At 65.7% G+C, this 24,160-nt stretch carries 24 protein-coding genes and 1 pseudogene; 10 read left to right on the forward strand and 15 right to left on the reverse strand.

The annotated features are described in order from the left end of the window. The first annotated feature begins 44 nt into the window (after positions 1-44). A complete protein-coding gene (locus HWX31_RS29290; RefSeq protein ID WP_174961096.1) occupies positions 45-1,526 on the forward strand; it encodes an ATP-binding protein in 1,482 nt (493 codons plus the stop codon). A gap of 21 nt (positions 1,527-1,547) precedes the next feature. Here the strand turns inward: HWX31_RS29290 and yfiB are convergent, their stop codons facing one another. The 3 genes from yfiB to yfiR form a co-directional block, all read right to left on the reverse strand. After that, positions 1,548-2,057, reverse strand: coding sequence for an outer membrane lipoprotein YfiB (yfiB, locus tag HWX31_RS29295; protein WP_174961147.1), 510 nt, complete (start codon positions 2,055-2,057; stop codon positions 1,548-1,550). An 87-nt stretch (positions 2,058-2,144) separates the two neighbouring features. Beyond that, positions 2,145-3,413: a diguanylate cyclase DgcN/YfiN gene (dgcN, locus tag HWX31_RS29300; protein WP_174961098.1), complete on the reverse strand. Its 1,269-nt coding sequence runs from the start codon at positions 3,411-3,413 to the stop codon at positions 2,145-2,147. Beyond that, complete coding sequence (yfiR, locus tag HWX31_RS29305) at positions 3,410-4,108, reverse strand: regulatory sequestration protein YfiR (protein WP_174961149.1); 699 nt, start codon at positions 4,106-4,108, stop codon at positions 3,410-3,412. The genes dgcN and yfiR overlap by 4 nt, the downstream gene beginning before the upstream one ends. A gap of 414 nt (positions 4,109-4,522) precedes the next feature. Between yfiR and HWX31_RS29310 the strand changes: the two genes are divergently transcribed. The 4 genes from HWX31_RS29310 to HWX31_RS29325 all read left to right on the forward strand — a co-directional run bounded on the left by HWX31_RS29310 (position 4,523) and on the right by HWX31_RS29325 (position 8,188). Then, a complete protein-coding gene (locus HWX31_RS29310; RefSeq protein WP_174961100.1) occupies positions 4,523-4,672 on the forward strand; it encodes a hypothetical protein in 150 nt (49 codons plus the stop codon). Then, positions 4,669-5,844 carry a class C beta-lactamase gene (gene ampC / locus HWX31_RS29315; RefSeq protein WP_174961102.1) on the forward strand — a complete coding sequence of 392 codons (1,176 nt, stop codon included), beginning with the start codon at positions 4,669-4,671 and terminating at the stop codon, positions 5,842-5,844. The genes HWX31_RS29310 and ampC overlap by 4 nt, the downstream gene beginning before the upstream one ends. A 48-nt stretch (positions 5,845-5,892) precedes the next feature. Further along, a complete protein-coding gene (locus tag HWX31_RS29320; RefSeq protein ID WP_174961104.1) occupies positions 5,893-6,606 on the forward strand; it encodes a hypothetical protein in 714 nt (237 codons plus the stop codon). Between the two features lie 262 nt (positions 6,607-6,868). Next, entirely contained in the window at positions 6,869-8,188 is a 1,320-nt protein-coding gene (locus HWX31_RS29325) for a hypothetical protein (RefSeq protein ID WP_244143878.1), read from the forward strand. A 248-nt stretch (positions 8,189-8,436) separates the two neighbouring features. On the opposite strand, the gene HWX31_RS29330 is transcribed toward HWX31_RS29325, so the two are convergent. Beyond that, a complete protein-coding gene (locus HWX31_RS29330; protein WP_174961106.1) occupies positions 8,437-8,724 on the reverse strand; it encodes a barstar family protein in 288 nt (95 codons plus the stop codon). 218 nt (positions 8,725-8,942) lie between these two features. On the opposite strand from HWX31_RS29330, the gene HWX31_RS29335 reads away from it, so the two are divergent. Then, positions 8,943-9,437 (forward strand): hypothetical protein, encoded by a 495-nt coding sequence (locus tag HWX31_RS29335; protein ID WP_174961108.1) that lies wholly within the window; start codon positions 8,943-8,945, stop codon positions 9,435-9,437. A gap of 512 nt (positions 9,438-9,949) precedes the next feature. On the opposite strand, the gene HWX31_RS29340 is transcribed toward HWX31_RS29335, so the two are convergent. Beyond that, positions 9,950-10,501 carry a GNAT family N-acetyltransferase gene (locus tag HWX31_RS29340; RefSeq protein ID WP_174961153.1) on the reverse strand — a complete coding sequence of 184 codons (552 nt, stop codon included), beginning with the start codon at positions 10,499-10,501 and terminating at the stop codon, positions 9,950-9,952. Positions 10,502-10,694: 193 nt separating this feature from the next. Here HWX31_RS29340 and HWX31_RS29345 point away from each other — a divergent pair, with 193 nt between their 5' ends. Continuing rightward, positions 10,695-11,936, forward strand: a complete 1,242-nt coding sequence (locus tag HWX31_RS29345) for an NAD(P)/FAD-dependent oxidoreductase (protein ID WP_174961110.1) — start codon at positions 10,695-10,697, stop codon at positions 11,934-11,936. 755 nt (positions 11,937-12,691) lie between these two features. Continuing rightward, a pseudogene (locus HWX31_RS29350) lies at positions 12,692-12,856 on the forward strand (NAD(P)/FAD-dependent oxidoreductase); the annotation flags it as partial. 27 nt (positions 12,857-12,883) lie between these two features. Here HWX31_RS29350 and HWX31_RS29355 read toward each other — a convergent pair. From HWX31_RS29355 to HWX31_RS29400, 10 genes are all read right to left on the reverse strand, one after another. After that, positions 12,884-13,642, reverse strand: a complete 759-nt coding sequence (locus HWX31_RS29355; protein WP_174961112.1) for a FadR/GntR family transcriptional regulator — start codon at positions 13,640-13,642, stop codon at positions 12,884-12,886. A gap of 105 nt (positions 13,643-13,747) precedes the next feature. Beyond that, positions 13,748-14,620, reverse strand: coding sequence for an L-fucono-1,5-lactonase (locus tag HWX31_RS29360; protein ID WP_174961113.1), 873 nt, complete (start codon positions 14,618-14,620; stop codon positions 13,748-13,750). Between the two features lie 32 nt (positions 14,621-14,652). Beyond that, positions 14,653-15,594 carry an ABC transporter substrate-binding protein gene (locus tag HWX31_RS29365; protein ID WP_042588448.1) on the reverse strand — a complete coding sequence of 314 codons (942 nt, stop codon included), beginning with the start codon at positions 15,592-15,594 and terminating at the stop codon, positions 14,653-14,655. A gap of 40 nt (positions 15,595-15,634) precedes the next feature. After that, entirely contained in the window at positions 15,635-16,672 is a 1,038-nt protein-coding gene (locus HWX31_RS29370; RefSeq protein WP_174961116.1) for an ABC transporter permease, read from the reverse strand. Positions 16,673-16,693: 21 nt separating this feature from the next. After that, the gene (locus HWX31_RS29375; protein WP_174961118.1) at positions 16,694-18,250 is read right to left on the reverse strand and encodes a sugar ABC transporter ATP-binding protein; all 1,557 of its coding nucleotides are present in this window, start codon (positions 18,248-18,250) and stop codon (positions 16,694-16,696) included. Positions 18,251-18,285: 35 nt separating this feature from the next. Continuing rightward, positions 18,286-19,062, reverse strand: coding sequence for an SDR family oxidoreductase (locus HWX31_RS29380; RefSeq protein WP_174961121.1), 777 nt, complete (start codon positions 19,060-19,062; stop codon positions 18,286-18,288). 39 nt (positions 19,063-19,101) lie between these two features. Further along, the gene (locus tag HWX31_RS29385) at positions 19,102-20,379 is read right to left on the reverse strand and encodes an L-fuconate dehydratase (RefSeq protein WP_174961123.1); all 1,278 of its coding nucleotides are present in this window, start codon (positions 20,377-20,379) and stop codon (positions 19,102-19,104) included. A 38-nt stretch (positions 20,380-20,417) separates the two neighbouring features. After that, positions 20,418-21,260: an ureidoglycolate lyase gene (locus HWX31_RS29390; protein ID WP_059718882.1), complete on the reverse strand. Its 843-nt coding sequence runs from the start codon at positions 21,258-21,260 to the stop codon at positions 20,418-20,420. A 55-nt stretch (positions 21,261-21,315) separates the two neighbouring features. Continuing rightward, positions 21,316-22,080: an SDR family oxidoreductase gene (locus HWX31_RS29395; RefSeq protein WP_174961125.1), complete on the reverse strand. Its 765-nt coding sequence runs from the start codon at positions 22,078-22,080 to the stop codon at positions 21,316-21,318. A 180-nt stretch (positions 22,081-22,260) separates the two neighbouring features. Further along, positions 22,261-22,566: a hypothetical protein gene (locus HWX31_RS29400; RefSeq protein ID WP_174961127.1), complete on the reverse strand. Its 306-nt coding sequence runs from the start codon at positions 22,564-22,566 to the stop codon at positions 22,261-22,263. Positions 22,567-22,673: 107 nt separating this feature from the next. Here HWX31_RS29400 and HWX31_RS29405 point away from each other — a divergent pair, with 107 nt between their 5' ends. Both HWX31_RS29405 and HWX31_RS29410 read left to right on the forward strand, forming a co-directional pair. After that, entirely contained in the window at positions 22,674-22,964 is a 291-nt protein-coding gene (locus HWX31_RS29405) for a DUF3331 domain-containing protein (protein WP_174961129.1), read from the forward strand. A gap of 139 nt (positions 22,965-23,103) precedes the next feature. Further along, on the forward strand, positions 23,104-24,099 hold the full coding sequence (locus HWX31_RS29410; protein ID WP_175933995.1) for an oxidoreductase: 996 nt from the start codon (positions 23,104-23,106) through the stop codon (positions 24,097-24,099). The last annotated feature ends 61 nt before the right edge of the window (positions 24,100-24,160 follow it).

A 24,160-nucleotide genomic window follows, 5' to 3' on the forward strand; every position in this document is an offset into this window, starting at 1 on the left:
CAGCCCTCGTTGAACCTGTTGTTGAAAGCGAGGGTAGTCAAACCATGGTCGAGATCGGCGATTTGCAAATCGACTTTGCGCAGCGTCATGTAGAAAAGGATGGCGTTGCGATAAAAGTCAGCGGAAAGGCGCTTGACATACTTGAAGTCCTCTTCGACGCGGACGGCAAGGAAGTGTCGAAGTTCGACATCATAGAAAAAGTATGGCCGCACGTCATTGTGGAGGAGAACAATCTCCAGGTGCACATCGCCGCCTTGCGCAAAATCCTTGGCGGACGTCGAGAACTGATCAAAACCATCCCCGGGCGCGGTTACGTACTCGTGCCCGGGCAAGCGCAGCGACATCGTACTCAGCCCCCGGCCTCATCGACCACGACAGCACGCCCCTGCTTCCAGGCAAAGTTGATTGGACGCGATGCAGAACAGCGGACGATCTTCGACCTTCTCGACCGTTGTCGGATCGTCACGCTCGTAGGCGCGGGCGGCATCGGCAAGTCCAGTCTCGCCCGTGCTGTCGCGAATGCGGCGCACCATCAAGGCGTCGGCCGGGTGCTGTTCATCGAGCTAGCGGACGCATGCTCCGCTCACGCGGTGTGCGACACCATGCTGAGCACGCTGAAGCTCCCCCCGCAAGCGGATTTGCTCGCAGCACCGGAAGCCCTGGATGCGATCGCTGCCGCCTCGAATCTCCTCGTGCTCGACAATGTCGAGCAAGTGGCCGATATGGTGGCGTCGCTGACGGACGAGTTGGTCAGAAGGTCTCCAACCCTCCGCGTGCTCGTGACCAGCAGGCAGCCCCTTTGGGTTGTCGGGGAAACGCTGTTCCGCGTAAGGCCACTTGTCGCTCCCGGCGATGGCTACGACGTGGAGGCGATCTTCGCTTGCTCTGCAGTAACACTCTTCATCGAGCGGGCTCGCGCGAGCGCGCCGTCGTTTCCCGTCGACGCCCATAGCCTGGCAATGGTCGGCGAAGTATGCCGCCGGCTCGACGGTTTGCCCCTCGCGCTCGAGCTTGCCGCCTTGAGAGTTGCGACACTCGGATTGGAATTCCTGGCCAACCGGCTGGACGACAGGCTCGACCTGCTGACCGCCGGATTGCGATCGGCCTTGCCGCGGCACCAGTCGCTGCGGGCAACGTTCGACTGGAGCTATACGCTCCTGGACCCAGTCGCGCAGCGGCATTTCAGGCGCCTGGCGTTCTTTACAGATGCGTTCAGCTTCGAAGACGCCTACGCCGTGGCCGGCGACTGTGAAATGTCCGCAGGCAAATTCGCCCTCCTGATCGAGGAACTGACAACAAAGTCGCTGATTTCACTCCATTCCCTCAACGGCCAGCCGCGATACCGGCTATCCGAATGTGCGCGCGCGTATGCCATCGAGAAGCTGCGTGACGAGGGAGAATTGGCGACGGTGCAGATGAGGCATACCCAGTACGTGCGTGCCAGAAAATGCCACGCGTGCGCGGGTTCGTCGCCAGCGGAACGTCGGTCGTCTCTATGCGCCTCCGAACCTCGGCTACTCCCCTGAAGCAAAAAATCCGCCATTCCCTCACCTCGGCGACACCACGATCGCCGCCCTTCGATTCTGCGCCCTGCCCGCCGGCGTCCGGTTATCCCCCACCGGTTCGCGCTTCCCTCTCCCCACGATCGCAATGCGCTTCGCATCCAGCCCGACGTCGACGAGTTCGATCGCCACGACTTCCGCACGACGCCTGGACAACTCCAGGTCATATGCATCCGCGCCCTCCTCGTCCGAGTACCCATAAACGCGCACCCCGTTGATCCCCACCGAACTGAGCGTGCGCCCGATCCGCTCGACGATCCGGCGAACGTCGGGCTTGAGGTTGTACCGGTCGAAATCGAACAGGATCGGTCCGGTCGAACCGAACTCGAAACCCTGCCCGGTCTCATGGAACCCGGCCGACTTGAGCGCCGTGACCTGCGTCTGCGTCAGCCCACGATAAAGCGGCGGCGTCTTGCAGCCGCCGAGCAGCATGCACAGCAGCAGCGCGCCGCCGATGCACATCCGCCCAATGCTCACAGGAAACGGGTTTTCCATCATCGCATCCCCCTAAAACGCGCCGGCCATGCACGCACGGTTTCAAACCGCTGCGACAACCCCGCCCGCTGCGCGAGGCGATAACTTTCAAGCCGGCCCGGCGACCCCTTCAGCCAACTGCCACGACCCCGGCCGCGCGCGCTTGGCCCGGTACATCGCGGCATCCGCCGCGCGCAGCAGGCCGCTCGCGTCCGGCGCGTGATCGGGATACAGCGCAATGCCGATACTCATCATGGTGGGCACCGTGCGGCCATCGGCCAACACGATCGACGGCGCCATGCCGGACAGGATCGCGTCGGCGATCCGGCCGACACTGTCCGCTTCGCGCACGGGCGCCAGCATCACGGCGAATTCGTCGCCGCCCAGGCGAGCGACCAGATCGGCCTCGCGCAACTGCGCGCGCAGCCGCGACGCGATGCCGATCAGCACCACGTCGCCGGCTTCGTGGCCGAAGCCGTCGTTGATCTCCTTGAAACGATCGCAGTCGAGATACAGGACGGCGACCCGCTGGCCCGTCACCCTGGCCTCGCTGAGGGCGAGCGCGAGGCGCGACTCGAACTGCTCGCGGTTCGGCAGGCCCGTGAGGGCATCGTGCGTCGCCTTGTGTTCGAGCGACGCGTTTTCGTCGCGCAGGGTGTTCTGCCAGTCTTCCAACTCGTCGAGCAACGCATTGAAGTCGTCGCCGAGCTGGTTCAGTTCGGCGATCGCCACGGGCTCGACCCGCTGCTCGAACGCACGCTCGCGCCGCACGGCGTGCGCGACGCCGGCCAGCGCGCGCAGCGGCGAAACGATGCTGTGCAGCAGGCGCTTTGAACTGACATAAGCGCCGAACACGCTGACGGCCAGGCAGCCCAGAATGCCGCCGACACCGCCCAGCAGGAAACCGAAAAACTGGTGCCCTCGCCCGCGCACGACGACGTGACCGACGACGATGCCGTCGTGCACGACCGGAATGGTCACCGGCCCGGGCAGCGCAAGGTCGGCGACGCCTCGCTCGAGCCGGGCGATCTTGCTGCCGGCGGGCAACTGCCACGTCGCGAACGGCTGGCCCTTGCCATCCGTGACCACCACCTGCGCCACGTCCTCGTCGCCGGCGATCAGCGCGATCGCCTCGGCCGCCGCGACGCGATCGCCGAACACGAGCGCCGCCTCCACCGTGTAACCGAGCGAGCGGGCCAGCAGGTTCAGATTGTTGCCGGCATAGGCACGCAATGCGATCACGGCGACCACGATCAACGACACGGCGGCCATCGCGACGGCGACGAACGCCAGGCGCAGGTGTGCGCGGCGCAACACGCTTTGCAGCGTCGGGCGCGACGTGCGCGAAGGGGAAGCGGGGGGCGCGGACCGTGTCATGGCGTCACCGGCCGCCGCGCAAGACTGAGCACATTCGGGTGAACGCGCACGCCGCTGCGCGCCACGGCGTCGAGATTGACGTCGAACGTGACGCGTTCGCCGTCGACATTGAGACAGAACATGCTGCCCGCGGTGCAGGGCGGATCGTGTTCCGCAATCGTCAGGACCGGATGGCCGGCCACCGCGGCTCTCACCCGCGTTCGCTCGTCGTCGCTCAGGGTGCCGAGATAGACGACGTCGCAGGCCATGCCGAGCGAGGCATCGTCGAAGCGAACCCGCTGCACGTCGAGCTGCGTCGAGCCGGCCTGCAGCGTGTCGATCAGGCCGCGCGCGTAGTCGGGCCGGCCCGTCACGCACAGATGCAGGCTGACGGGCGTCGTCGGCCAGCGCGTGAAGCTGACGATGCCGAGCACGACCTGACGTACGGCGGCGTCGGGTGTCGAAACGGCGGGATCGGCACGGCTCGCGGCGACGATGCGCACGGTGTCGGCCGGATCGTCCGCGCTGGCGGGAGCCCCGGCGAGTACGGCGGGCGCCGCGCCCAGCACGCAAGCCACCGCGAGCAACGCATGGCGGCGCAGCAAGGCGGCCCGGCCGGGGCGGCCGGACGTCGTCCGCGCGGCGCTCGCCGCCGCGTCCGTTGGCGTCGTTGCAGTCGCAAGACTGGCAGCCGCCGCGCACACTGTCGCATCCATGATGGAAACATCCGCTGGCGTCGCCCGCGGCGCCGCCTCCTGCCCCCCGCCCTGTGCGTGCAGACACCGCATCACGCGCACGATTGCTTCATATTAGGTACAAAGTCGCGCGGACGACCAGTGAGAAACACCCGCCCCAAGCGTCGGAAAGCACGTTGAACGGGTGCTGTGCGCGATATATACAGGCGAATACCGAACCCGCCGCCGATCCGGTCCCGACGTCGGCGAATTGTTCAGCGGATTGAACGCCCTATCCAGCGCTCCGCGCCCCCGGGACAGGGAAGTCCCTTTCATTCGAATAGGTCCGTGCGACGTTTTCTCACAGGGCACACAAGCAAGAATTTCTTTTATCTCCAACAAAATATCCTCGCTTGTCGTCGTGCACTCCCCACATGACAATCACCCATCCGCCGCATGCGTCAGGAGCTCGTTGAATCAGAGATCGGCATCGGCAGCGAGCAAGATGACGGCTTTCCGGATTTTCTCCGTACGGCATCGCGAATTTGGCAAGCCGTCGCGCAGTCTCCAACCCGGCAGCAATCCAAAGGAATTGAAAAAATATGAAGCACGGAATCAAGTGCATCATGGCGGCCGCATTACTTTCCACATGTGCAACGGCAACCATCGGCTACGCGGCCGATGATCGGCAGGACACCGTCAAGAGCGTATCGGACAGCGTCGTCTTGCCGATCATGGCGAAATACGGCATTCCGGGGATGGCAGTAGGAATCGTTGCAGACGGGCAGACGTACGTTTTCAACTACGGCGTCGCATCGCGGCAATCCCGGCGGCCCGTCACGCGCGATACGCTGTTCGAGATCGGCTCCGTCAGCAAGACGTTCACCGCAACGCTTGCATCGTGGGCGCAAGTCTCCGGCCATCTTTCGATGTCGGACAAGACCGGAAAGTACCTGCCGAGCCTGCAGGGCAGCCCGTTCGGCAACGTCACGCTCGTTGAACTCGGCACACACACACCTGGCGGAGTGCCTTTGCAGGTTCCAGGCAACATCCGGAACGAAGATCAGTTGATGCGGTATCTCAAGGACTGGCAACCCACCTACTCGCCGGGCACCTATCGAACCTATTCCAACGTGAGCATCGGGACGCTCGGCCTGATTACGGCAACCAGCATGGGGCAGCGGGATTTCGCCGTGCCGTTGTCCCGTCATCTGCTATCGCCGCTGGGGATGAAAAGCAGCTACGTCGACGTGCCGCGCTCGCGTATGGCCGATTACGCACAAGGCTATACGAAGGATGGCGCGCCGACCAGGATGACCACCGACGTGTTGTCTTCGAAAACGTACGGGATCAAGACGACCGCCGCCGACCTGCTTCGTTTCGTGCAAGCCAACATGGGCGAAGTCAAGCTGGACAAACCGCTTCAGCAGGCAATCACCGACACGCACACCGGCTACTTCAACGCAGGTCCGATGACCCAGGACCTGATCTGGGAGCAGTATCCGTATCCGGTCGCATTGAAGACGCTGACCGAAGGCAATTCCTTGTCGATGGCACTCGATGCAATGCCGGTCAAGGAGATCAAGCCCCCTCAAGCGCCTCTGCAGCAGGTCTGGATCAACAAGACCGGTTCGACCGACGGGTTTGGCGCATATGTGGCTTTCGTTCCTGCCCGGCACATGGGCATCGTCATCCTGGCCAACCGGCACTACCCGAACGAGGAACGGGTCACGGCCGCGTACCGGATACTGACGTCGCTTGGCCTTGACGGTCGATAAGCGCACACCCCGAATACACTGACCCGCTTCTTCTCGACGCTTACCGCCATGTACTACTGGAACCAGCACAATTTCGAAGGGCTCTTGAAGCTGGCGGAAGCGTTCGATGCCCGCCCCGAACTGAAGCCGCTCGCGGACTATTGCCGCTTTCGCGAGCAAGGGCTGCGTCGATATGCATTCGCCGCGCTCGAGCGCTTTCTCGACGCTGCGAGCTCGTTTGACAGCACGACGGCCCGGCGCGCCGCCATCGAGATCCTCGAGGCCAATGCCCGGACTTCGGAAGCGCATCAGTTTCTCACGCAACCGCTGACGGACCGGTTCGTGCTGCCGACGTTGCAGACGTGGATGCACGACGAGCCGGATGCGAACCTGCCGGTCCGGTGGCTCGGCATCCTCAAGCGCGACGATGCACTGCTGGCCGCCGCACTCGCGATGTGCGCCGACGACGCGCCGGTCCGGAAGATGCTGATCGGGCATGCACTCGACTCCGTCGACTTCGCGACCCATCATCTCGACGAGTCGTGCTTCATCGGCAGCGTCGATCACGCGCTTGCAAAACTGGAGTGCGCGAGGCGCCTCATCGCCGATGCGCCGGATGCCGCGGCGTTCGCTCGCCTCGCGTCGGAAGTGGACCATTTCGACCGACTCGTTGCGGACTGGCAAGCGTGGTCACGGAATCCGGTCGGCTCGTTTCCCGAATGGTGCGCGGCGCAAGGGCGGGATTATCGATACGCGGTCAAGGTCTACTACGGCAAGTCGTGAGGCGGCGTTGTCTGGATTGTGCCGGCCCGCTGTCACTCATCGATGAAGACGGCTATCATCCGGCGACCAGGATCAAAAAAACACAATGAATCTAATCGAGAGAATCTTCCGCAGGCGGCCGTCTTCCACTGCAACTGTATCCACTGCACCTGAGCCGGTGCCAGCGCCAACATCAGCGCCGGCGCCTGTATTCGCACCGATACCCACGTCCGACCCAAAACCCAAGCCCGCGCAAACAATCTATCTGGCGCAAGGCCGGCAAATGCCGCTGCGCACCGCGCTCGAAATGATTGCCACCAGCACCGATCGCGAGCTGATCGCTATGTGCATCTCGCACTACTCGGGTTATGTCCGGGAAGCGTCGATCAAGCGGGCGGTCGAGCTCGGCGGCAGCGAGTTTCTCGAGCCGATCGCCAAGCGCGTGAACGATTGGGTGCCAGTGGTTCGCAACGCGGCAACGGACGCGCTGAACACGCTCCTCGCAACCGTTCCCGCCGTGCATTTCGTCGCCCTGCTTCCCGGACTTCGCGATCTCTTGTCGGCCACACGCATCGACCACAGTGCGTGGCTGCTCGGGTTCGAGAAGCGCATCGTGCACGCCGGCGGCGCCGAGGCGATCATCGCGGCGACGGCAAGCGCGGATTTCCGCCTCAAGCGCACGGCCTATCTGCTGGCGATCGACCATCAACTGTTGCCGATCGCCGATCTGGTCAAGCGTGCCCTGCGATCCGGCGACATCATGACCGCGCAGCGCGCAGTCGCACTGCTCGAACGCGTGCCGATGCAGGATCGTGAGCGGTGCATCGAGATCGCCGCGGCGTCTCCGTTCGGACCGGTCCGGTATGCGGCGTTCAGATACGTGACGAGCGATCGGCTCGACGCCGATCAGGAACCCTTCCTGTGGCGCGCGATATTCGACTCGCAGGGCAGCTTGCGATCCGCCGCCGCGCGCTTGCTCGACGAGCGTGGACGGGATGTCACGGGACGATGCATCGCGATGCTCGAAAGCGGGAAGCTGTCGGGTACGCAAATCCGTGCCGGCTTGTCGCTGCTCGCGGAACGACGCGCGCCGGAAGCCACTGCAATTTTGGAGAAATTTTCCGGTGACCCGCGTGCGTTTCTTCGCGCGCATGCCGTCGTGCTGCTGGCTCGGTTGACGCCGTCGCTCAAGGACGAAATCGCGGCGCGTGCGCTACTCGATCCGGCGCGCAGGGTAAGGAAAGCCGGCGTTCGCCTGTGTGCGCTCGGCGCATTCGTTTCGCTCGAACAGATCGAAACGATGCTCGCCCGGCACGGAGATCGTTATGCGGCGCTGGCGATCTGCGCGAGGAATCCGTGGGATTACCTCGCTTGTCTCGTGCTCGTTGCAGAACACCGGACGCCTTCCGAAGGCGCCGATGACGACCTCGTCCTCGCGCTGTGCAAATGGATCAACAACTCGAATACCGCCTGGACGAAGCCCGGTGCTCAGCATCGGCAGATCCTGTCGCGGCCGGACGCAGGCTCACGGCTCGTCGAGCTGGCCCGGGATCGACACGATGCACTGCGCGCGGTGTTGCGGGAATCCGGGATTGAGCTGTGAGCGATGTGCCTGCTGGGAGCATGGGGGCGAGAATCGCGCGTGTTTCAGGTCAGCCGCCATCGCGGGCGTGCGTTGCGTCAAGACACCCGGTTCACTGTCGCCTCGGACTTCCTGCTGCGGATCGTGGCTATGCGTGACTCCTCCAGATGCAGGGACAAAAGCCCATTGGTGATCGAAATACGTTCACGCGCGCCGTTCGCAGACAGCTCCGGAGCGAACACCGAGCATGGATCCGTAAAGCCGCACCGTCAAATGCGCTCGACACTCGACGCGTCGCGCGGGTACTTTCTCTCCATGTCCTGCAGGCAGTCGTTCATCAGCATCGCGTCGTGAGGAAAACGCCGCTCAAACTCGATCCAGTTTTTCAAGCGGAGAACGAGCGGCATCTCCACAAGCCCGGTGATGGCGTCCCAGAATGCGTTCCAGTTCTTTCCATACCAATGTGGAAATTTCAACTGTGTCATCATCCTCTCGTGCAACTGCCGGACGGACTCGATGTCGCCGAGTTCGATTTCTACGAGTTCGTCGCGTGACATGGTCATTACCCGAAAGATATGGACCGCGAGTATACGCCGAACGCACTAGGCGCAACGCCCTACTCATCCGTTTGGGAATCGAGAGCCTTTCGGACAATCCGAAGGTCCGCTTCGAACCTTGCCACGGTTGGCTGAGGCCACGAAAAACGGCACTGGACCAGCCAACCAAGACCTATCGACAATAGTACAAACCTCGTAGCCGGAGAATGTCACGCACGATGAAAATAATCTCCCATTTACTTTTGGGATTAGCGGCAACTTTAATTTGCTGTCCCGTTAGCGCAGCCCCTTCGGAGGAAGGCACCGCCCTTGTCTACAGTGATAGCTACGTGTGGTATCTGGCCAACCGATTGGCGGACACGGCGATGAGTCGCGCCTTCACTCAGCCTCTGCCGCCGGATATCGCAAGTCAATACCACTTCGAACTGGCTTTGTTGTATCACCACGGCATCGTTGCCTGCGACGGGCCGCTTGACGAAATTGCAGACGCTATAAAGTTCTCTGCATTGACGACGATCAAAAGTGACGAAAGCACGAATCCGGGAGACATCTTGAACGCGCTTGGAACCACGGACAACCAGGTGCAGTCGATTCTCGGAAAGTGGAATGCGACCGCCTCTCCCCAGTTTTTCCAAGTCTTTCGTGCACGCAAGGCCTCCACCGCATTCCCGAAATGTACGAATCCGCACTATGTTATTCCGCGCGCACAGTAGCCTCTTGGGGCCATGCGGCGCTTTGCGGAAGAACCATCCGAAGTTCTTCGCGGTCGTTCATCGAACGCAATGTACTTCGTCCGTCCGGGTAATCCACAACAATTTCAGCTCCGCCAATGCGCCGCCTGCAAGGAACGACCGGGGCAAAGTTTGGGTTCATCCTTTCGATGGCGAGCCGTCGAATGTCGTCGCCGCTCGGGCAGTGCTTTCGAAGTTTCTCGACGAATATGCACTTAGCCACGACGTCTTGAGCGACCTGTCCGAAGCATGTGGCTCGGCTCTGCCAACTTCGACGCTCTTCTTTCTGGACAGCATGTCGATCATCATGCTTTTCGACAAATTGGCCGAATGCCTGCCCCACACGTCATTTGCAGGAAAGGGCTCCGGGGAAGATCCCCGTGACATATGGACACGAGAGTACGCTGACGGAGCCGCGACGTTCGTGGCCGGCCCCTTCCATGACTAAGCCGTCTGCCCAAAGCAGACAAGGGCCGTCGATACCCAACAGCCACCTACTCCCGCCGCTCCCGCTTGAGCAACCCATACAGCGCGCTATCCGACACCTCGTCCCCGACCATCCACCGCTCGCGCAGCAGCCCCTCGCGAACGAATCCGAGCCGTTCGAGCACGCGCGCCGACGCAGCGTTGCGCGGGTCGATATCCGCCTCGATCCGGCGCAGATCCAGCGTGCCGAACGCGTGCCCGACCAGCGCGGCAGCCGCTTCACTTGTATATCCGCTGCCCCAATGCGCGCGTTTCAGGCTAAAGCCGATTTCCGCCCGCCGACAGGATTCGTGCACATTGAAGAGCGCGCATTCGCCGAGCACTTCACCGGTTGCCCGCAATTCGATTGCGCAAATGAGGTCCTCGCCGCTGGCGGCCATCGACAACTTGCGAGCAACGCGCTCCGTTGCCTGATCCAGGCTCTTCATCGCCGGAAACGAGAAATAGCGCATCGCCTCCGCATCCGACCAGATCGCGAACAGCGCGTGTGCGTCATCTTTCTGAAGCGGCCGAAGCTTCAGGCGGGCGGTAGTCAGCGTGACGGGCTCGAACAATGGCATGGCGGTGGGCAGACATGAAAAATGGCGGCTCATTAAAACATCGGGGCCGTCCACCGGCAACTGTATGAAGAAGCAGTATCGGCATCCGCTTTCGCGCACACTTGGCCCTCCGCCCCGGTCCCGGGTATGCTTGATCCCCACACGGTCGCTTCGACCGCCCTCGTCTCCCGATCACTCGCTTCAACAAACATCGATGGATTTCGACGTCATCGTTCTAGGCGCAGGCATCGTCGGCGTCTCCGCCGCCCTCCATCTGCAGGACCGCGGCCGCAAGGTCGCCCTCGTCGATCGCGGCGAGCCGGGCGAAGGCACGAGCTTCGGCAACGCGGGGCTGATCGAGCGCTCGTCCGTCGAGCCCTACCCGTTCCCGCGCAGCCCGTTCACGCTGCTGCGCTACGCGTTGAACCGCTCGACCGACCTCTACTGGCACGGCGCGTCGCTGCCCGCGTTCGCGCCGTGGCTCGCGCGCTTCTGGTGGGAATCCGCGCCGCAGCGCCACGCGGCGGCCGCGCGCGACATGCTGCCGCTGATCGAGCGCTGCATCGTCGAGCACGACGCGTTGATCGCGCGCGCGGGCGCCCAGGCGCTGGTGCGCGCGAGCGGCTGGCTGGAAGCGTTCCGCTCGCCCGCCGCGTTCCAGCGCGGCATCGCCGAAGCGCAGCTCACCGCGCGCCGCCACGGGCTCGGCGTGACGCCGCTCGACGCGGCAGCGCTGCTCGCACAGGAACCGAGCCTCGCGCCGGGCTTCTGCGGCGCGCTGCACTGGCTCGATCCGAAAAGCGTCGTCGACCCCGCCGGCCTCGTCAAAGCGTATGCGCGGCTCTTCGAGCAAAGCGGCGGCACGCTGCTGCACGGCGACGCCACGAGCCTCGACGCGCTGTCGCCCGGCTGGCAGGTCGCGACACGCGACGGCGCGGCGGCGGCGCCGGCAGTCGTCGTCGCGCTCGGCCCGTGGTCGGACACCGTGTTCGGGAAATTCGGCTATCGGATTCCGCTGCGCGAGAAGCGCGGCTATCACATGCACTACGCGCCATCGGCGCGCGGCGTGCCGTCCGCGCCGATCGTCGATCGCGAATACGGTTACGTGATCGCGCCGATGCAGCGCGGGCTGCGCCTGACGACCGGCGTCGAGATCGCGCGCCGCCGCGTGCCGCCGACCGGCGTGCAGCTCGACCGCGCGGAACGGCTCGCGCGCCCGCTGTTCGGCTTCGGCGAGCGGCTCGATCCGCAGCCGTGGCTCGGCTTCCGGCCGTGCACGCCGGACATGCGGCCGGTGATCGGCCCCGCCCCCGCGCATCGCGGGCTGTGGTTCACGTTCGGCCACAACCATCACGGGCTGACGCTCGGCCCCGTCACGGGCCGCCTGCTCGCGGAAATGATGACCGGCGAGACGCCCTTTACCGACCCGTCGCCGTATCGCGCCGACCGCTTCTGAACGGCGCGCGGCAGCGCCGCGTCAGGCTCAATCGCAGGCGCGCTCTTGAGAGAAAAGAAAGACTAACACTCCCCCTCGTCACCCGATCCATAACTGCACGCAAATGGATCGTGCCACTTATTGTATTTATAAAACAAGTGAACGTAGTCTCCTCGCGCCCACACGATGCCGCCGGTTCCGCTGGATGATATCGTCCACGCCCCCTTGCTCTTATCACTGTACTCAATCGACCCTGTTGCATAGCAATCAGAATAACGTTGGGTCGTCCCAACATAGCTCTCAACAGGATAAGCCTTTAGAAAATATCTCCGCACCTGACTCAACGTTGGCACAAACGTCTTGCACGCTTCGATAATTCCCCGATCATTTGCGTTTTTGCTCAGCCCGACCCCATCAATGGTCAAGCGAGTGATGTCCCGCGAGTAGCTGCACTGCGTAAAAAAAGAAAGACTCACGGCTACGAGCGCATGCAAGATGCAACCAGAAAGACCAACCGGTCTCAAAAAAACATCTTGATCCATGCGAAACCCCCTCCATCAAACCACGGACTGATCTATGAGGAAAATTATTATAGGTCGATATTTTTCGATATAGTAAATATCAGAATAATCCCATAGACTCACGTCCTTGCTCGATGCGCGGCGATGCGATGCGGATCGAGCTGATGACGGCCCGCTATTACGATCCGAACGCAGCAGCGACGATCAAAGGGACGTTGACCAACATGCAGTTCAACCGCGCGAACGGCTCGCGCGCCGGTAATCGGCCCCGCCCCCGCGCATCGCGGGCTATGGTTCGCGTTCGGCCACAACCATCACGGGCTGACGCTCGGCCCCGTCACAGGCCGCCTGCTCGCGGAAATGATGACCGGCGAGACGCCCTTTACCGACCCGTCGCCGTATCGCGCCGACCGCTTCTGAACGGCGCGCGGCAGCGCCGCGTCAGGCTCAATCGCAGGCGCGCCCGAAGATACGGATCACCGAATCCAGATGCTCGGCCATCGCGCGCCGCGCGGCGTCCGCGTCGCGCGCGCGAATCGCATCGAGAATCGCGCGGTGCTCGAGCGCCGAACGGTGCGGCATGTCGCTCGGCATATAGAGCGACTGCAGCCGCTGGAACATCGGATCGTACTTGTGCGCGAGCAGTTGCTTGATCATCAGCGCATAGGCCGGGTTGTCGCTCGCTTCGGCGATCCGGATATGGAACAGGCGGTCGCCGGGATGCGTGCGCGAGCCGCTGCGGTTGTCTTCCTCGTTGCGCAGGAAGGCCTCGTGGATGCCGGCGATCTGCTCGTCCGACCCATGCGTCGCGGCGAGCGCCGCAGCCTCCGGCTCGATCAGCCGGCGCGCCTGCAGCAACGCGAACGGCGGGATTTCCGTATCGAGATCGAGCGCGATGCCGAGCTCGGGGTCGATCTCGATCACCGCGAGCGCGCCGGGCTGCGCGCTCCGTTCGGGCGGCAGCGCGGCCGCTTCGGGATGGCGGACCTTCACGCCGTCGCCGACGCGCACGCTGACGAGCCCGCTCACCTCGAGCGCGATCAGCGCCTCGCGCACCGACGTGCGCGACACGCCGAACTGCTCGGCCAGCTCGCGCTCGGGCGGCAGATAGCTGCCCGGCGGAAAATCGCCGGACGCGATCATCGAGCTCAGCCGGTCGGCGATCTGCTGGTAAAGGCGGCGGTTCTGAATCGGCTGGATGGACATACGCTGAAGCGGGTCGTCGGTTTGGGTAGAGCGGCGGGGACACATTCCCGGGCCGCAAACGTTATCTAATTCTGTCATTCTATATGCCGGCATCGAGGCTGCGCGTCACGCCGCCACCCCGTAGCAACGCGCCGCCGTGCCGCCCCACACCGCGCGCCGCTCGGGCTCCGACAAGCGCGTCGCCGCCCATCGCTCGACCAGCGCGACGACCTCGTCATAGGAAGCCGCCAGCAGGCACACGGGCCAATCGGAACCAAACATCAGGCGCTGCGGGCCGAACACCTCCAGCGCGACGTCCAGGCACCGCTCGATGTCGCTGAAGTCCCGCGGCCGCAGCCCGTGCACCCAGTCCGCTTCCGTCACGAGCCCGGACAGCTTGCACGCGACGTGCGGCAGCGCGCCCAGCGCGCGCAATGCGTCGCGCCAGCGCGGAAAAGCCGTTTCGTCGCGGTCGAATTCGGCGAGCGCAGGCTTGCCGAGATGATCGAGCACGAGCCAGTGCGCATCATGGCGTGCGCAGAACGCGCGCACGTCCGGCAACTGGCGCTGAAACACCAGCACGTCGTACACGTAGCCCTGCGCCTGCAGCCACGCGATGCCGCGCTCGAACGCGGGCCGGGAGACGAACGCGGCGACGTCGCCCTCATCCTGGACCTGATGGCGAAAACCGAGCAGCTTGTCTCGCCCCCACTCGGCCACGTGGTCCGCGAGCTGCGGGGAACCGATATCCTCCCAGCCGACGATGCCTGCGATGCGCGCGTCGCCGCGCGCGAGGCCGAGCAGGAACGCGGTCTCCTCGCGTCCGGCGCGCGCTTGCACCGCGATCGACCGATCCAGCGCATGCGCGCGCAGGAGCGGATGCAGTTCGTCCGGCAGGCGATCGCGGGCAAGCGCGTCCATGCCCGCGCCGATCCACGGGTAGTGTTCCGCGCGGTAGCGCCAGAAGTGCTGATGTGCATCGATGCGCAAGTCGGTCATGGCGATATCGGTGTGCTCCCTATCGGTCCCGCTCAGTCATACAGCGCCGCGGCCACCTTCGGATCGTCGATGTTGGTCTTGTCGTACCAATAGAAGCCGGTATCGATGATCTTCGGCAGCTTCTCGCCCTTGATCGCCTTCACGGCCGCCTCGACGGTCCGGTAGCCGATGCCGACCGGGTTCTGCGTGATCGCGCCGGCCATCAGCCCGCTGCGGATCGCGTCCTTCTGCTGCTTGCCGGAATCGTAGCCGACGATCACGACCTTGCGCTTCATCTCCCGCACGCCGTTGACGACGCCGATCGCCGATCCTTCGTTGGTGCCGAAGATCCCCTTGAGCTTCGGATACGCCTGCAGGATCGACTTCGTCACTTCGGTCGACTTGAGCTGGTCGCCTTCGCCGTACTGCACGGTCACGACCCGGATCTTCGGATAGGCGGACTTCATCCGCTCGACGAAGCCGTCGCGCCGATCGATGCCGGTGCGGCTCGTCTGGTCGTGCGCGACGACCGCGACCTCGCCTTCCTTGCCGATCAGCTCGGCGAGCTTGTCCGCCGCGAGCGACGCGGCGGCCTTGTTGTTGGTGGCCGCGGTGGTCACCGGAATGTCGCTGTCGACGCCGGAGTCGAACGCGACCACCGGAATCTTCTCGGCCTGCGCCTTCTTCAGCAGCGGCAGCGCGGCCTTGCTGTCGAGCGCCGCGAAGCCGAGCGCGGCCGGCTTCTTCGCGATCGCGGCCGACAGCATGTCGATCTGCTTGTCGATCATCGCCTCGGTCTCGGGGCCCTCGAACGTCACCTTCACGTGATAGTCCTTCGCCGCCTGCACCGCGCCTGATTTCACGGCCTGCCAGAACTGGTGCTGGAAGCCCTTCGAGATCAGCGGGATGTAGGCTTCCTGCGCGTGCGCGGCGGCCGTGAGGCCGATGGCGAACGTCACGCCGACGATCGCGTTCAACAGCGGGTTCCTGATCACTTCGCGTCTCCTTGTCGTATTGCGTGTATTGCGCGTCGGGTCAACGGCGCCGCCGGCGCAGGATGTCGAGGTAGACGGCCAGGATGATGATCACGCCGGTCACGACCGTCTGCCATTCCTGCGCGACCGACATGATGCGCAGGCCGTTGGTCAGCACGCTCATGATGAACGCGCCGATGATGGTGCCGAGTATGCTGCCCGCGCCGCCCGACAGCGACGTGCCGCCGATCACGACCGCCGCGATCGCGTCGAGTTCGTAGCCCTGGCCGAGTGCGGGCTGCGCGGAGTTCAGGCGCGACGCGATCAAGAGGCCGGCGATCCCGCATACGGCGCCGCTGAACGTATAGACGCCGATCTTCCACGCGTCGACCTTCACGCCCGACAGTCGCAGCGCCTCCTCGTTGCTGCCGAGCGCGAACGTATAGCGGCCGAAGATCGTCTTGTTCAGCACGACCGACGCGCCGATCGCGACCAGGAACAGGATCAGCACCGCGTTCGGGATCGGCAGCGCCGGAATCAGGCTGCCGATCAGCGAATCCTGCGCGATCGACGTGAAGCCCGGCGTGTCGTTGAAGTAGATCGGGCGCGTGCCGGATATCACCAGCGACAGCCCCTTCAGCAGCATCATCATGCCGAGCGTCGCGATGAAAGGCGGCACTTTCATCTTCGCGATCACGATGCCCGACACGCAGCCGGACAACGCGCCGAAGCCGAGCGCGGCGACGATCCCGACCGGCAGCGGCATCCCCCAATAGGTGAGCACGACGCCGGTCATCACCGCGCAGAACGTCATCAGCGTGCCGACCGACAGGTCGATGCCCGACGTGATGATCACGTAGGTGCACGCGACCGCCAGCACGCCGTTGACGGCGGTCGCCTGCAGGATCGTGACGAGGTTGTCGACTTCGAGAAAGTTCGGCGATGCGACGCTGAAGAACGCGATCAGCAGCAGCAGGCTGGCGAACGCCAGCAGCCGCTGGCGCGCGGCCGGGTTGAAGAAGCGCGCGCGCAAGCCGGACGCGCCGGCCTGCGCGTCGCCGGAGGCGATCGGGGGAACGGGTTGCATATCGTTGGACATGGTCATCGGTCAGCGTCGGATTCAGGGGATGACGGTCGACTCGCGCTGCGTGGCGAGCTGCATGATCTTTTCCTGGGTGGCCTCGGCCGCGCTCAGCTCGCCGGTGACGCGGCCTTCGCACATGACGAGGATGCGGTGGCTCATGCGCAGCACTTCGGGCAGCTCGGACGAGATCATCACGATCGCCTTGCCGTCGGCCGCCAGCGCGTCGAGCAGCTTGTAGATCTCGCTCTTCGCGCCGACGTCGATGCCGCGCGTCGGTTCGTCGAAGAACAGGATGTCGCAGTCGCGCAGCAGCCATTTCGCGATCACGATCTTCTGCTGGTTGCCGCCCGACAGCAGCCGCGCGGGCTGCGCGACCGACGGCGTGCGGATCGCGAGCTGCCGCACGTACGCCTGCGCGGCGTCGCGCATCGCGCGCGCGTCGAGGAACACGCCGCGGCGCACGAAGCGGCGCAGGCTCGACAGCGCGATGTTGTTCTGCACGTCCATGCCGACCGCGAGCCCGAAATGCTTGCGGTCTTCCGACAGATAGCCGATGCCGTGCGCGACCGCGTCGGCCGGCGTGCGGATCGTCGCCCGCGCGCCGTGCACGCGGATCTCGCCCGCATCGACGGGATCGGCGCCGAAGATCGCGCGCGCGACCTCGGTGCGGCCGGCGCCCATCAGGCCCGCGAACCCGAGGATCTCGCCGCGCCGCAGCGTGAAGCCGACGTCGCGGATCGCGCGGCCGCGCGACAGGCCGCGCACGTCCAGCACGACGTCGTTGGCCGACGTGTCGGGCGGCGTGCGGAACTGCGCGTCGAGCTGGCGTCCGACCATCATCGCAATGATCGCGTCCATCGACGTGCCCGCCATCGGCACGGTCGCAACGTACTTGCCGTCGCGCATCACGGTCACGCGGTCGGCGATCCGGCGCAGCTCGTCCATCCGGTGCGAGATGTAGACGATGCCCACGCCGTGCGCGCGCAGGTCGCGGATGATCCGGAACAGCTCGGCGATCTCCGCGTCGTTCAGCGCGGCGGTCGGCTCGTCCATGATCAGCACGCGCGAGTCGAACGACAGCGCCTTCGCGATCTCGACCATCTGCTGGCGCGCGACCGTCAGCCGGCCGACCGGCGTACGCGGGTCGAGATCGAGCCGCATCCGCGCGAAGATCGCGGCGGCGTCGCGGTTCAGCCGCTCCTCGTCGATGAACGCGCCGAACCGGCCGCGCGGCTCGCGCCCGATGAAGATGTTCTGCGCGACGCTCAGGTGGTTCATCAGGTTCAGTTCCTGATGGATGATGCCGATGCCGAGCGCCTGCGCGGCGCGCGGCTCGGCAACGTCGACCGCGCGGCCGTCCAGCAGGATCTCGCCGCCGTCCTTCTCGTAGACCCCCGCGAGGATCTTCATCAGCGTCGACTTGCCCGCGCCGTTCTCGCCCATCAGCGCATGCACCTCGCCCGCCTGCAGGTCGAAGCGGCAGTCGTCGAGCGCCTGCACGCCGGGGAAGCGCTTGCTGATGCCGCGCAGCTCGACGAGCGGCGCGCCCGCGTGCGGCGGCTCGGTGGGTTGCCGGGTCGGGTCGGATTGCATGTCGGCGTCCAGGGTGCGGGCCACGTTCGCGCCGTTCAGCCGAGCGCGCGGTCGAGGTGCGTATAGCCGCCGTCGACGAACAGCCATTGCCCAGTCGTGTGCGACGCGCGCTCCGACAGCAGGAACACCGCCGTGTCGGCGATCTCGTCGACGGTCGTGAAGCGCCGGCCGAGCGGAATCCTGCCGGCGATCTCGGCCAGCTTCGCATCGGGATCGTCGAACCCGGCGATCCAGTTCCGGTAGAGCGGCGTCATCACTTCGGCGGGCACCACCGCATTGACGCGCACGCCGTCGTCGCGCAGCGACGCCGCCCATTCGCGCGTCAGCGCGAGCTGCGCGCCCTTCGCCGCGCAATAGCCGCTCGTATCGCCCTGGCCCGTGACGGCCGTCTTCGACGACATGTTGACGATCGCGCCGCGCGCCGCCTTCAGATGCGGCACGCAGTAATGCGCCATCACGTAGTAGTGGATCAGGTTGCGTTCGAGCGACGCGACGAACGCGTCGCGCCCCGCGTCGAGGCCGACCCGGTCGTTCACGCCCGCGTTGTTCACGAGGCCGTCGAGCCGGCCGAAGCGCGCGACGGCCTGCTCGACCGCGGCGCGGCACTGCGCGTCGTCCTGCAGCTCGACCGCGAAGAACGCCGCGCGCGGCTGCCGGCGCTGCAGGTCGCGCCAGAACGCGTCGTCCGGCGCGTGGCGCGCGAACACCACCGGTATCGCGCCCTCTTCGGCGAGCCGCGTCGAAATCGCGGCGCCGATGCCCGACGCGCCGCCGGTCACGATCACGACCTTGTGCTGCAGGTTCAAATCCACGTTGCGCCTCCGTCGTTCCTGTTGTCGTCGCGTGCCGCGTCAGCCCCGGAAGCGATACTGCTCCAGCGATTCCGGTTTCATCTCGATCGAGAAGCCCGGCGCCGTCGGCGGCAGGTAGGCCGCGCCGCGCACCACGCACGGCGTGACGAAATGCTCGTGCAGATGATCGACGTACTCGGTCACGCGCCCCTCCTTCGTGCCGGAGATGCACACGTAATCGATCATCGACAGGTGCTGCACGTACTCGCACAGCCCGACGCCGCCCGCGTGCGGACAGACCGGCAGCCCGTATTTCGCGGCCATCAGCATCACCGCGAGAATCTCGTTGACGCCGCCCAACCGGCACGCGTCGATCTGCACGACGTCGATCGCGCCGCGCGCGATGAACTGCTTGAACATCACGCGGTTCTGGCACATCTCGCCGGTCGCGACCTGCACCGGCGCGATCGCCTCGCGAATCTTGCGATGCCCTTCGACGTCGTCGGGGCTCGTCGGCTCCTCGATGAACCACGGCCGCGCGAATGCGAGCGCATGCACCCAGTCGATCGCCTCGTCGACTTCCCATACCTGGTTCGCGTCGATCATCAGCTTGCGGTCGGGGCCGATCACGTCGCGCGCGATCGTCACGCGGCGGATGTCGTCCGCGAGGTTCGCGCCGACCTTCAGCTTCACGTGGTCGAACCCGGCGTCGACCGCTTCGCGGCACAGGCGGCGCAGCTTGTCGTCGCTGTAGCCGAGCCAGCCCGCGGACGTCGTGTAGCAAGGGTACCCCTCCCGCTCCAGCGTGGCGATGCGTTCGGCCCTGGCCGGCGCCTGCCGCCGCAGGATCGCGAGCGCCTCGTCCTCGGTCAGGCAGTCGCGCAGGTAGCGGAAATCGATCGCACGCACGAACGCCTCCGGCGACAGGTCGGCGACGAGCCGCCACAGCGGCTTGCCTTCGTCCTTCGCCCACAGGTCCCACACCGCGTTGACGACCGCGCCGGTCGCGAGATGGATCGCGCCCTTGTCCGGCCCGATCCAGCGCAGCTGGCTGTCCGACGTCATGCGCCGCCAGAACCGCCCCATGTCCTCGCGAATCCAGTCGAGGTCGAGGCCGATGACGAGATGGCGCATCGCATCGATCGCCGCGCAGCAGATCTCGTTGCCGCGCCCGATCGTGAACGTGAGCCCGTGCCCTTCGAGGCCCGCGCGATCGGTCTCGAGCACGACGTAGGCGGCCGAGTAATCGGGGTCCGGGTTCATCGCGTCGGAGCCGTCGAGCGCGCGCGAGGTCGGAAAGCGCACGTCGATGACGCGCATCGATCGAATGATAGGCATGGCGAACGATCCGAGAAAGGGGTCCTGTGGGTCCGGAATCAGGCCTGCACGGTGCGCTGGCGCTGCTCGCCGAGCCCGTCGATGCCGAGCGTCATCACCTGGCCCGCGCGCAGGTAGACGGGCGGCTTCTGCCCGAGCCCGACGCCCGGCGGCGTGCCGGTCGAGATCACGTCGCCCGGCTGCAGGCTCATGAAGCGGCTCAGGTAGCTGACGAGGAACGGCACGCGGAAGATCATCGTCGCGGTCGAGCCGTTCTGGTAGCGCCGGCCGTCGACGTCGAGCCACAGCCGCAGCGCGTGGGGATCGGGCACCTCGTCGGCCGTCACGAGCCACGGCCCGAGCGGGCCGAACGTATCGCTGCCCTTGCCCTTGTCCCAGGTGCCGCCGCGTTCGAGCTGGAATTCACGCTCCGACACGTCGTTCACGACGCAGTAGCCGGCGACGTGCGACAGCGCGTCGGCCTCGTCGATATAGCGGCCGCCCCGGCCGATCACGACGCCGAGCTCGACTTCCCAGTCGGTCTTCTCCGAACCGCGCGGAATCTCGACGTCGTCGTTCGGCCCCGCGATCGCGCTCGTCCACTTGCCGAACACGACCGGCTCCTTCGGCACCTCCATCCCGGATTCGGCCGCGTGATCGGAATAGTTGAGCCCGATGCAGATGAACTTGCCGACCCGGCCGACGCACGCGCCGAGCCGCGGCGCGCCGCCGACGAGCGGCAGCGTCGCCGGGTCGAGGCCGGCGAGGCGCGCGAGCGACGCGGGCGCCAGCACGTCGCCGGCGATGTCGTCGACCACGCCGGACAGGTCGCGCAGGCGGCCCTGCGCGTCGAGCAGGCCGGGTTTTTCATGATGCTTCGCGCCGTATCGCAGCAGTTTCATATCGTCGGAAAAAAGGAAGGTAAAGGGTGTGGGACGCGCGGTCAGTTCGACACGGTCAGTTAGACCACCCGCCGTCGATCAGATGGATCGCGCCGGTCGTGAACGACGACTCGTCGGACGCCAGATACAGCGCGAGCGCGGCGACTTCGTCGGCGCGGCCGATGCGCCCCATCGGCTGGCGCGCGATGAACGCGTCGCGCACCACGTCCGCCGACACCTGGCGCACGCGCGCCTGTTCCGCGATGCGCGCCTCCAGCGACGGCGACTCGATCGTGCCGGGGCAGATCGCGTTGCAGCGAATGCGCTGCTCGACGAAATCCGCGGCGACGGACTTCGTCAGGCCGATCACCGCGGCCTTGGTCGCGCCGTACACGAAGCGGTTCGGCACGCCCTTCACGCTCGACGCGGCGGACGCCATGTTGACGATCGACGCGCCGCCGGCGGCGATCATCGCGGGCAGCAGCGCGCGGATCAGCCGGTACATCGACGTCACGTTCAGGTTCCACGAGAACGCCCACGCATCCTCGTCGCAGTCGAGGATCGTGCCGTGGTGCACGTAGCCGGCGCAGTTGAACAGCACGTCGAACGGGGCTTGCGCGGCCGCCAGCCCGACCACGTCGCGCGCGCTCGTCACGTCGAGCCGCTGCGTCGACAGCGCGCCGCCCGCGCCCTGCGCGTCGGCCACGAGCCGCGCCAGCGACGCTTCGTCGATATCCGTCGCCAGCACGTCGGCGCCCTCGCGCGCAAACCGCAGCGCGGTCGCGCGGCCGATGCCCTGCCCCGCCGCCGTGACCAGCGCACGCCTGCCCTGCAATCTCATGAGCACCTCTCCCGATGGAGGCCGGCAGCGCGGCCGGCTGATTGGCACAAAGGACTAATGGTCCAGCCAATCATAGGAAGCGCTCGGCGATTTGTCACGGAAATGGGATTCAGTGTTTTCCCGGGGATGGAAATGGGGATTTCGGCGGGAATTCGCCTTTATTCGCAGCGGCCCGCCGCGTCAACCTGTCAGAAACGTCATGTTCGCGTCAGCATCGCAACGGGCGCGCCGCGCGATCATGCCGATGCCGGGTTGCGCTGCCGGCGACGCCGCGCTTTTCCGCCCGCCGACGATCGTCACGGGCACTCCGTCCTGCGCGGCGCCGCCCGCGTCTGAGCGAGCAGACGCGGCGGCGCAACCCGCTTTTTCCGCCCCGGACTTCGGTCCGGGGCGCTTTTGTCGACGATTTCCCAAGAAAATACGCGTCGATTGTTTCTGAATCGGCAAAAGGTAATTCGAACGAAGCAGGATGTTTTTTCCGGTCACAGACGCTTACATTTAGCGCACCACTACTGGAAACTGCTACGGAATCGACTTTGGCCAGTGCCATCCACTGCCGGCGCCGATACCGCACGAGCTTTAGGAAACGGCAAATGAAGTCCCCCCAATCCCTGCCTGCGCTCGATCCCGCGGACGTTCTCGTCGAAATCCTCGAACGTTCCGATACGCTGCTCGTCGTCCGCTGGGTCGAACCCGGCCGCTGCCATTACGGCGAACAGCGCTGGCGCCGCCGCTTCGCGCAACGCACCGGCACCTGCGCGCTGTCGCGCCAGGTGATCCAGCGCGGCGACGAAGTGTTTCGCCCCGCCGAACGCCCGGCGCCCGCGAACGCCGGCGCGATGATCTCCGCCGCCGAAGTGCTCGCACTGGCCGGCGGCAAGTAACCGCTCGGCCCGGCGTTAGAAGCGCCGATCTATTTCCCCCGCTTGTCTGTCCCGCGGACGCGCATTATCGTTACATCAAACAATGTAATGATTGCGCGGCGCGGCGCATGGTGCCGCCGCCGAACCGAAGGAGGCAGACATGCATGCATGGAGCGCGCGCCACGTCCCGGCGCAAGGCGGCAAGGTCGCGGTCGTGACCGGCGCCAACAGCGGCCTGGGGTGGCAACTCGCCGAAACGCTCGCCGCGAAGGGCGCGCTGGTCGTGATGGGCTGCCGCGATGCCGCGCGCGCCACGGCGGCGGCCGACGCGATCCGCGCTCTCCATCCTCACGCACGCGTCGAAGTCGCCGCGCTCGACCTGGCCGACCTCGCGTCGATCGAACGCTTCGCCGCCGGCATCGGCGACCGCCACGGCTGCGTCGACATCCTCTGCAACAACGCCGGCGTGATGTTCCTGCCGCTGCGGCACACCCGCGACGGGTTCGAGATGCAGTTCGGCACGAATCATCTCGGCCATTTCGCGCTGACCGGCCGGCTGCTGCCGATGCTGCGGGCCGCCCGCCGCGCGCGCGTCGTCACGATGTCGAGCGGCTTCGCCCGAGGCGGCCGGCTGCGGCTCGACGACCTGCGCGCCGAACAAGGCTACAACCGTTATCTCGCTTACTGCGACAGCAAGCTCGCCAACCTGATATTTGCGATCGAGCTGCAGCGCCGTTTCGAGCGCGCGGCGCTGGCGGGCATCAGCGTCGCCGCGCACCCCGGCTACGCGGCGACCAACCTGCAGTTCGCCGGCCCCGAAATGGACCGTGCGCCATGGCGCGCCGCGCTGATGCGCGTCGCGAACCGTTATCTCGCGCAGCCCGCCGACATGGGCGCGCTGCCCGCGATCTTCGCGGCCACGTCGCCCGATCTCGCGGGCGGCGCCTACGTCGGCCCGTCCGGCTGGTTCGGCGCGCGCGGCCTGCCGGCGCCGGCGGGCGTGCCGCGCGCGGCGCGCGACGCCGGCGCGGCGGCGCTGCTGTGGGAGGCGTCGGAAGCCGCGACCGGCGTGCGCTTCCTCAGCGCCGAGCCGCACGCGAACCGCGCCGCGCCCCGGCCGCACGGTGCCGCCGCCACCGCACCCGATGCTCGCTGAGCGCTCACGCTCGACCGCCCGCGTTCGTCATGCTTGTTGCATCGCTTGAAACGAAAGCTTG

This window comes from Burkholderia ubonensis, from assembly GCF_902833085.1.
GTDB classification, from domain to species: Bacteria; Pseudomonadota; Gammaproteobacteria; order Burkholderiales; family Burkholderiaceae; genus Burkholderia; species Burkholderia ubonensis.

Excerpts from the sequence above, each read along its gene's own strand:
- HWX31_RS29290 (WP_174961096.1), top strand. The coding sequence starts at position 45 with ATGGTCGAGATCGGCGATTTGCAAATCGACTTTGCGCAGCGTCATGTA.
- yfiB (WP_174961147.1), bottom strand. The coding sequence starts at position 2,057 with ATGGAAAACCCGTTTCCTGTGAGCATTGGGCGGATGTGCATCGGCGGC.
- dgcN (WP_174961098.1), bottom strand. The coding sequence starts at position 3,413 with ATGACACGGTCCGCGCCCCCCGCTTCCCCTTCGCGCACGTCGCGCCCG.
- yfiR (WP_174961149.1), bottom strand. The coding sequence starts at position 4,108 with ATGGATGCGACAGTGTGCGCGGCGGCTGCCAGTCTTGCGACTGCAACG.
- HWX31_RS29310 (WP_174961100.1), top strand. The coding sequence starts at position 4,523 with ATGCGTCAGGAGCTCGTTGAATCAGAGATCGGCATCGGCAGCGAGCAA.
- ampC (WP_174961102.1), top strand. The coding sequence starts at position 4,669 with ATGAAGCACGGAATCAAGTGCATCATGGCGGCCGCATTACTTTCCACA.
- HWX31_RS29320 (WP_174961104.1), top strand. The coding sequence starts at position 5,893 with ATGTACTACTGGAACCAGCACAATTTCGAAGGGCTCTTGAAGCTGGCG.
- HWX31_RS29325 (WP_244143878.1), top strand. The coding sequence starts at position 6,869 with ATGCCGCTGCGCACCGCGCTCGAAATGATTGCCACCAGCACCGATCGC.
- HWX31_RS29330 (WP_174961106.1), bottom strand. The coding sequence starts at position 8,724 with ATGTCACGCGACGAACTCGTAGAAATCGAACTCGGCGACATCGAGTCC.
- HWX31_RS29335 (WP_174961108.1), top strand. The coding sequence starts at position 8,943 with ATGAAAATAATCTCCCATTTACTTTTGGGATTAGCGGCAACTTTAATT.
- HWX31_RS29340 (WP_174961153.1), bottom strand. The coding sequence starts at position 10,501 with ATGCCATTGTTCGAGCCCGTCACGCTGACTACCGCCCGCCTGAAGCTT.
- HWX31_RS29345 (WP_174961110.1), top strand. The coding sequence starts at position 10,695 with ATGGATTTCGACGTCATCGTTCTAGGCGCAGGCATCGTCGGCGTCTCC.
- HWX31_RS29355 (WP_174961112.1), bottom strand. The coding sequence starts at position 13,642 with ATGTCCATCCAGCCGATTCAGAACCGCCGCCTTTACCAGCAGATCGCC.
- HWX31_RS29360 (WP_174961113.1), bottom strand. The coding sequence starts at position 14,620 with ATGACCGACTTGCGCATCGATGCACATCAGCACTTCTGGCGCTACCGC.
- HWX31_RS29370 (WP_174961116.1), bottom strand. The coding sequence starts at position 16,672 with ATGTCCAACGATATGCAACCCGTTCCCCCGATCGCCTCCGGCGACGCG.
- HWX31_RS29375 (WP_174961118.1), bottom strand. The coding sequence starts at position 18,250 with ATGCAATCCGACCCGACCCGGCAACCCACCGAGCCGCCGCACGCGGGC.
- HWX31_RS29385 (WP_174961123.1), bottom strand. The coding sequence starts at position 20,379 with ATGCCTATCATTCGATCGATGCGCGTCATCGACGTGCGCTTTCCGACC.
- HWX31_RS29390 (WP_059718882.1), bottom strand. The coding sequence starts at position 21,260 with ATGAAACTGCTGCGATACGGCGCGAAGCATCATGAAAAACCCGGCCTG.
- HWX31_RS29395 (WP_174961125.1), bottom strand. The coding sequence starts at position 22,080 with ATGAGATTGCAGGGCAGGCGTGCGCTGGTCACGGCGGCGGGGCAGGGC.
- HWX31_RS29405 (WP_174961129.1), top strand. The coding sequence starts at position 22,674 with ATGAAGTCCCCCCAATCCCTGCCTGCGCTCGATCCCGCGGACGTTCTC.
- HWX31_RS29410 (WP_175933995.1), top strand. The coding sequence starts at position 23,104 with ATGCATGCATGGAGCGCGCGCCACGTCCCGGCGCAAGGCGGCAAGGTC.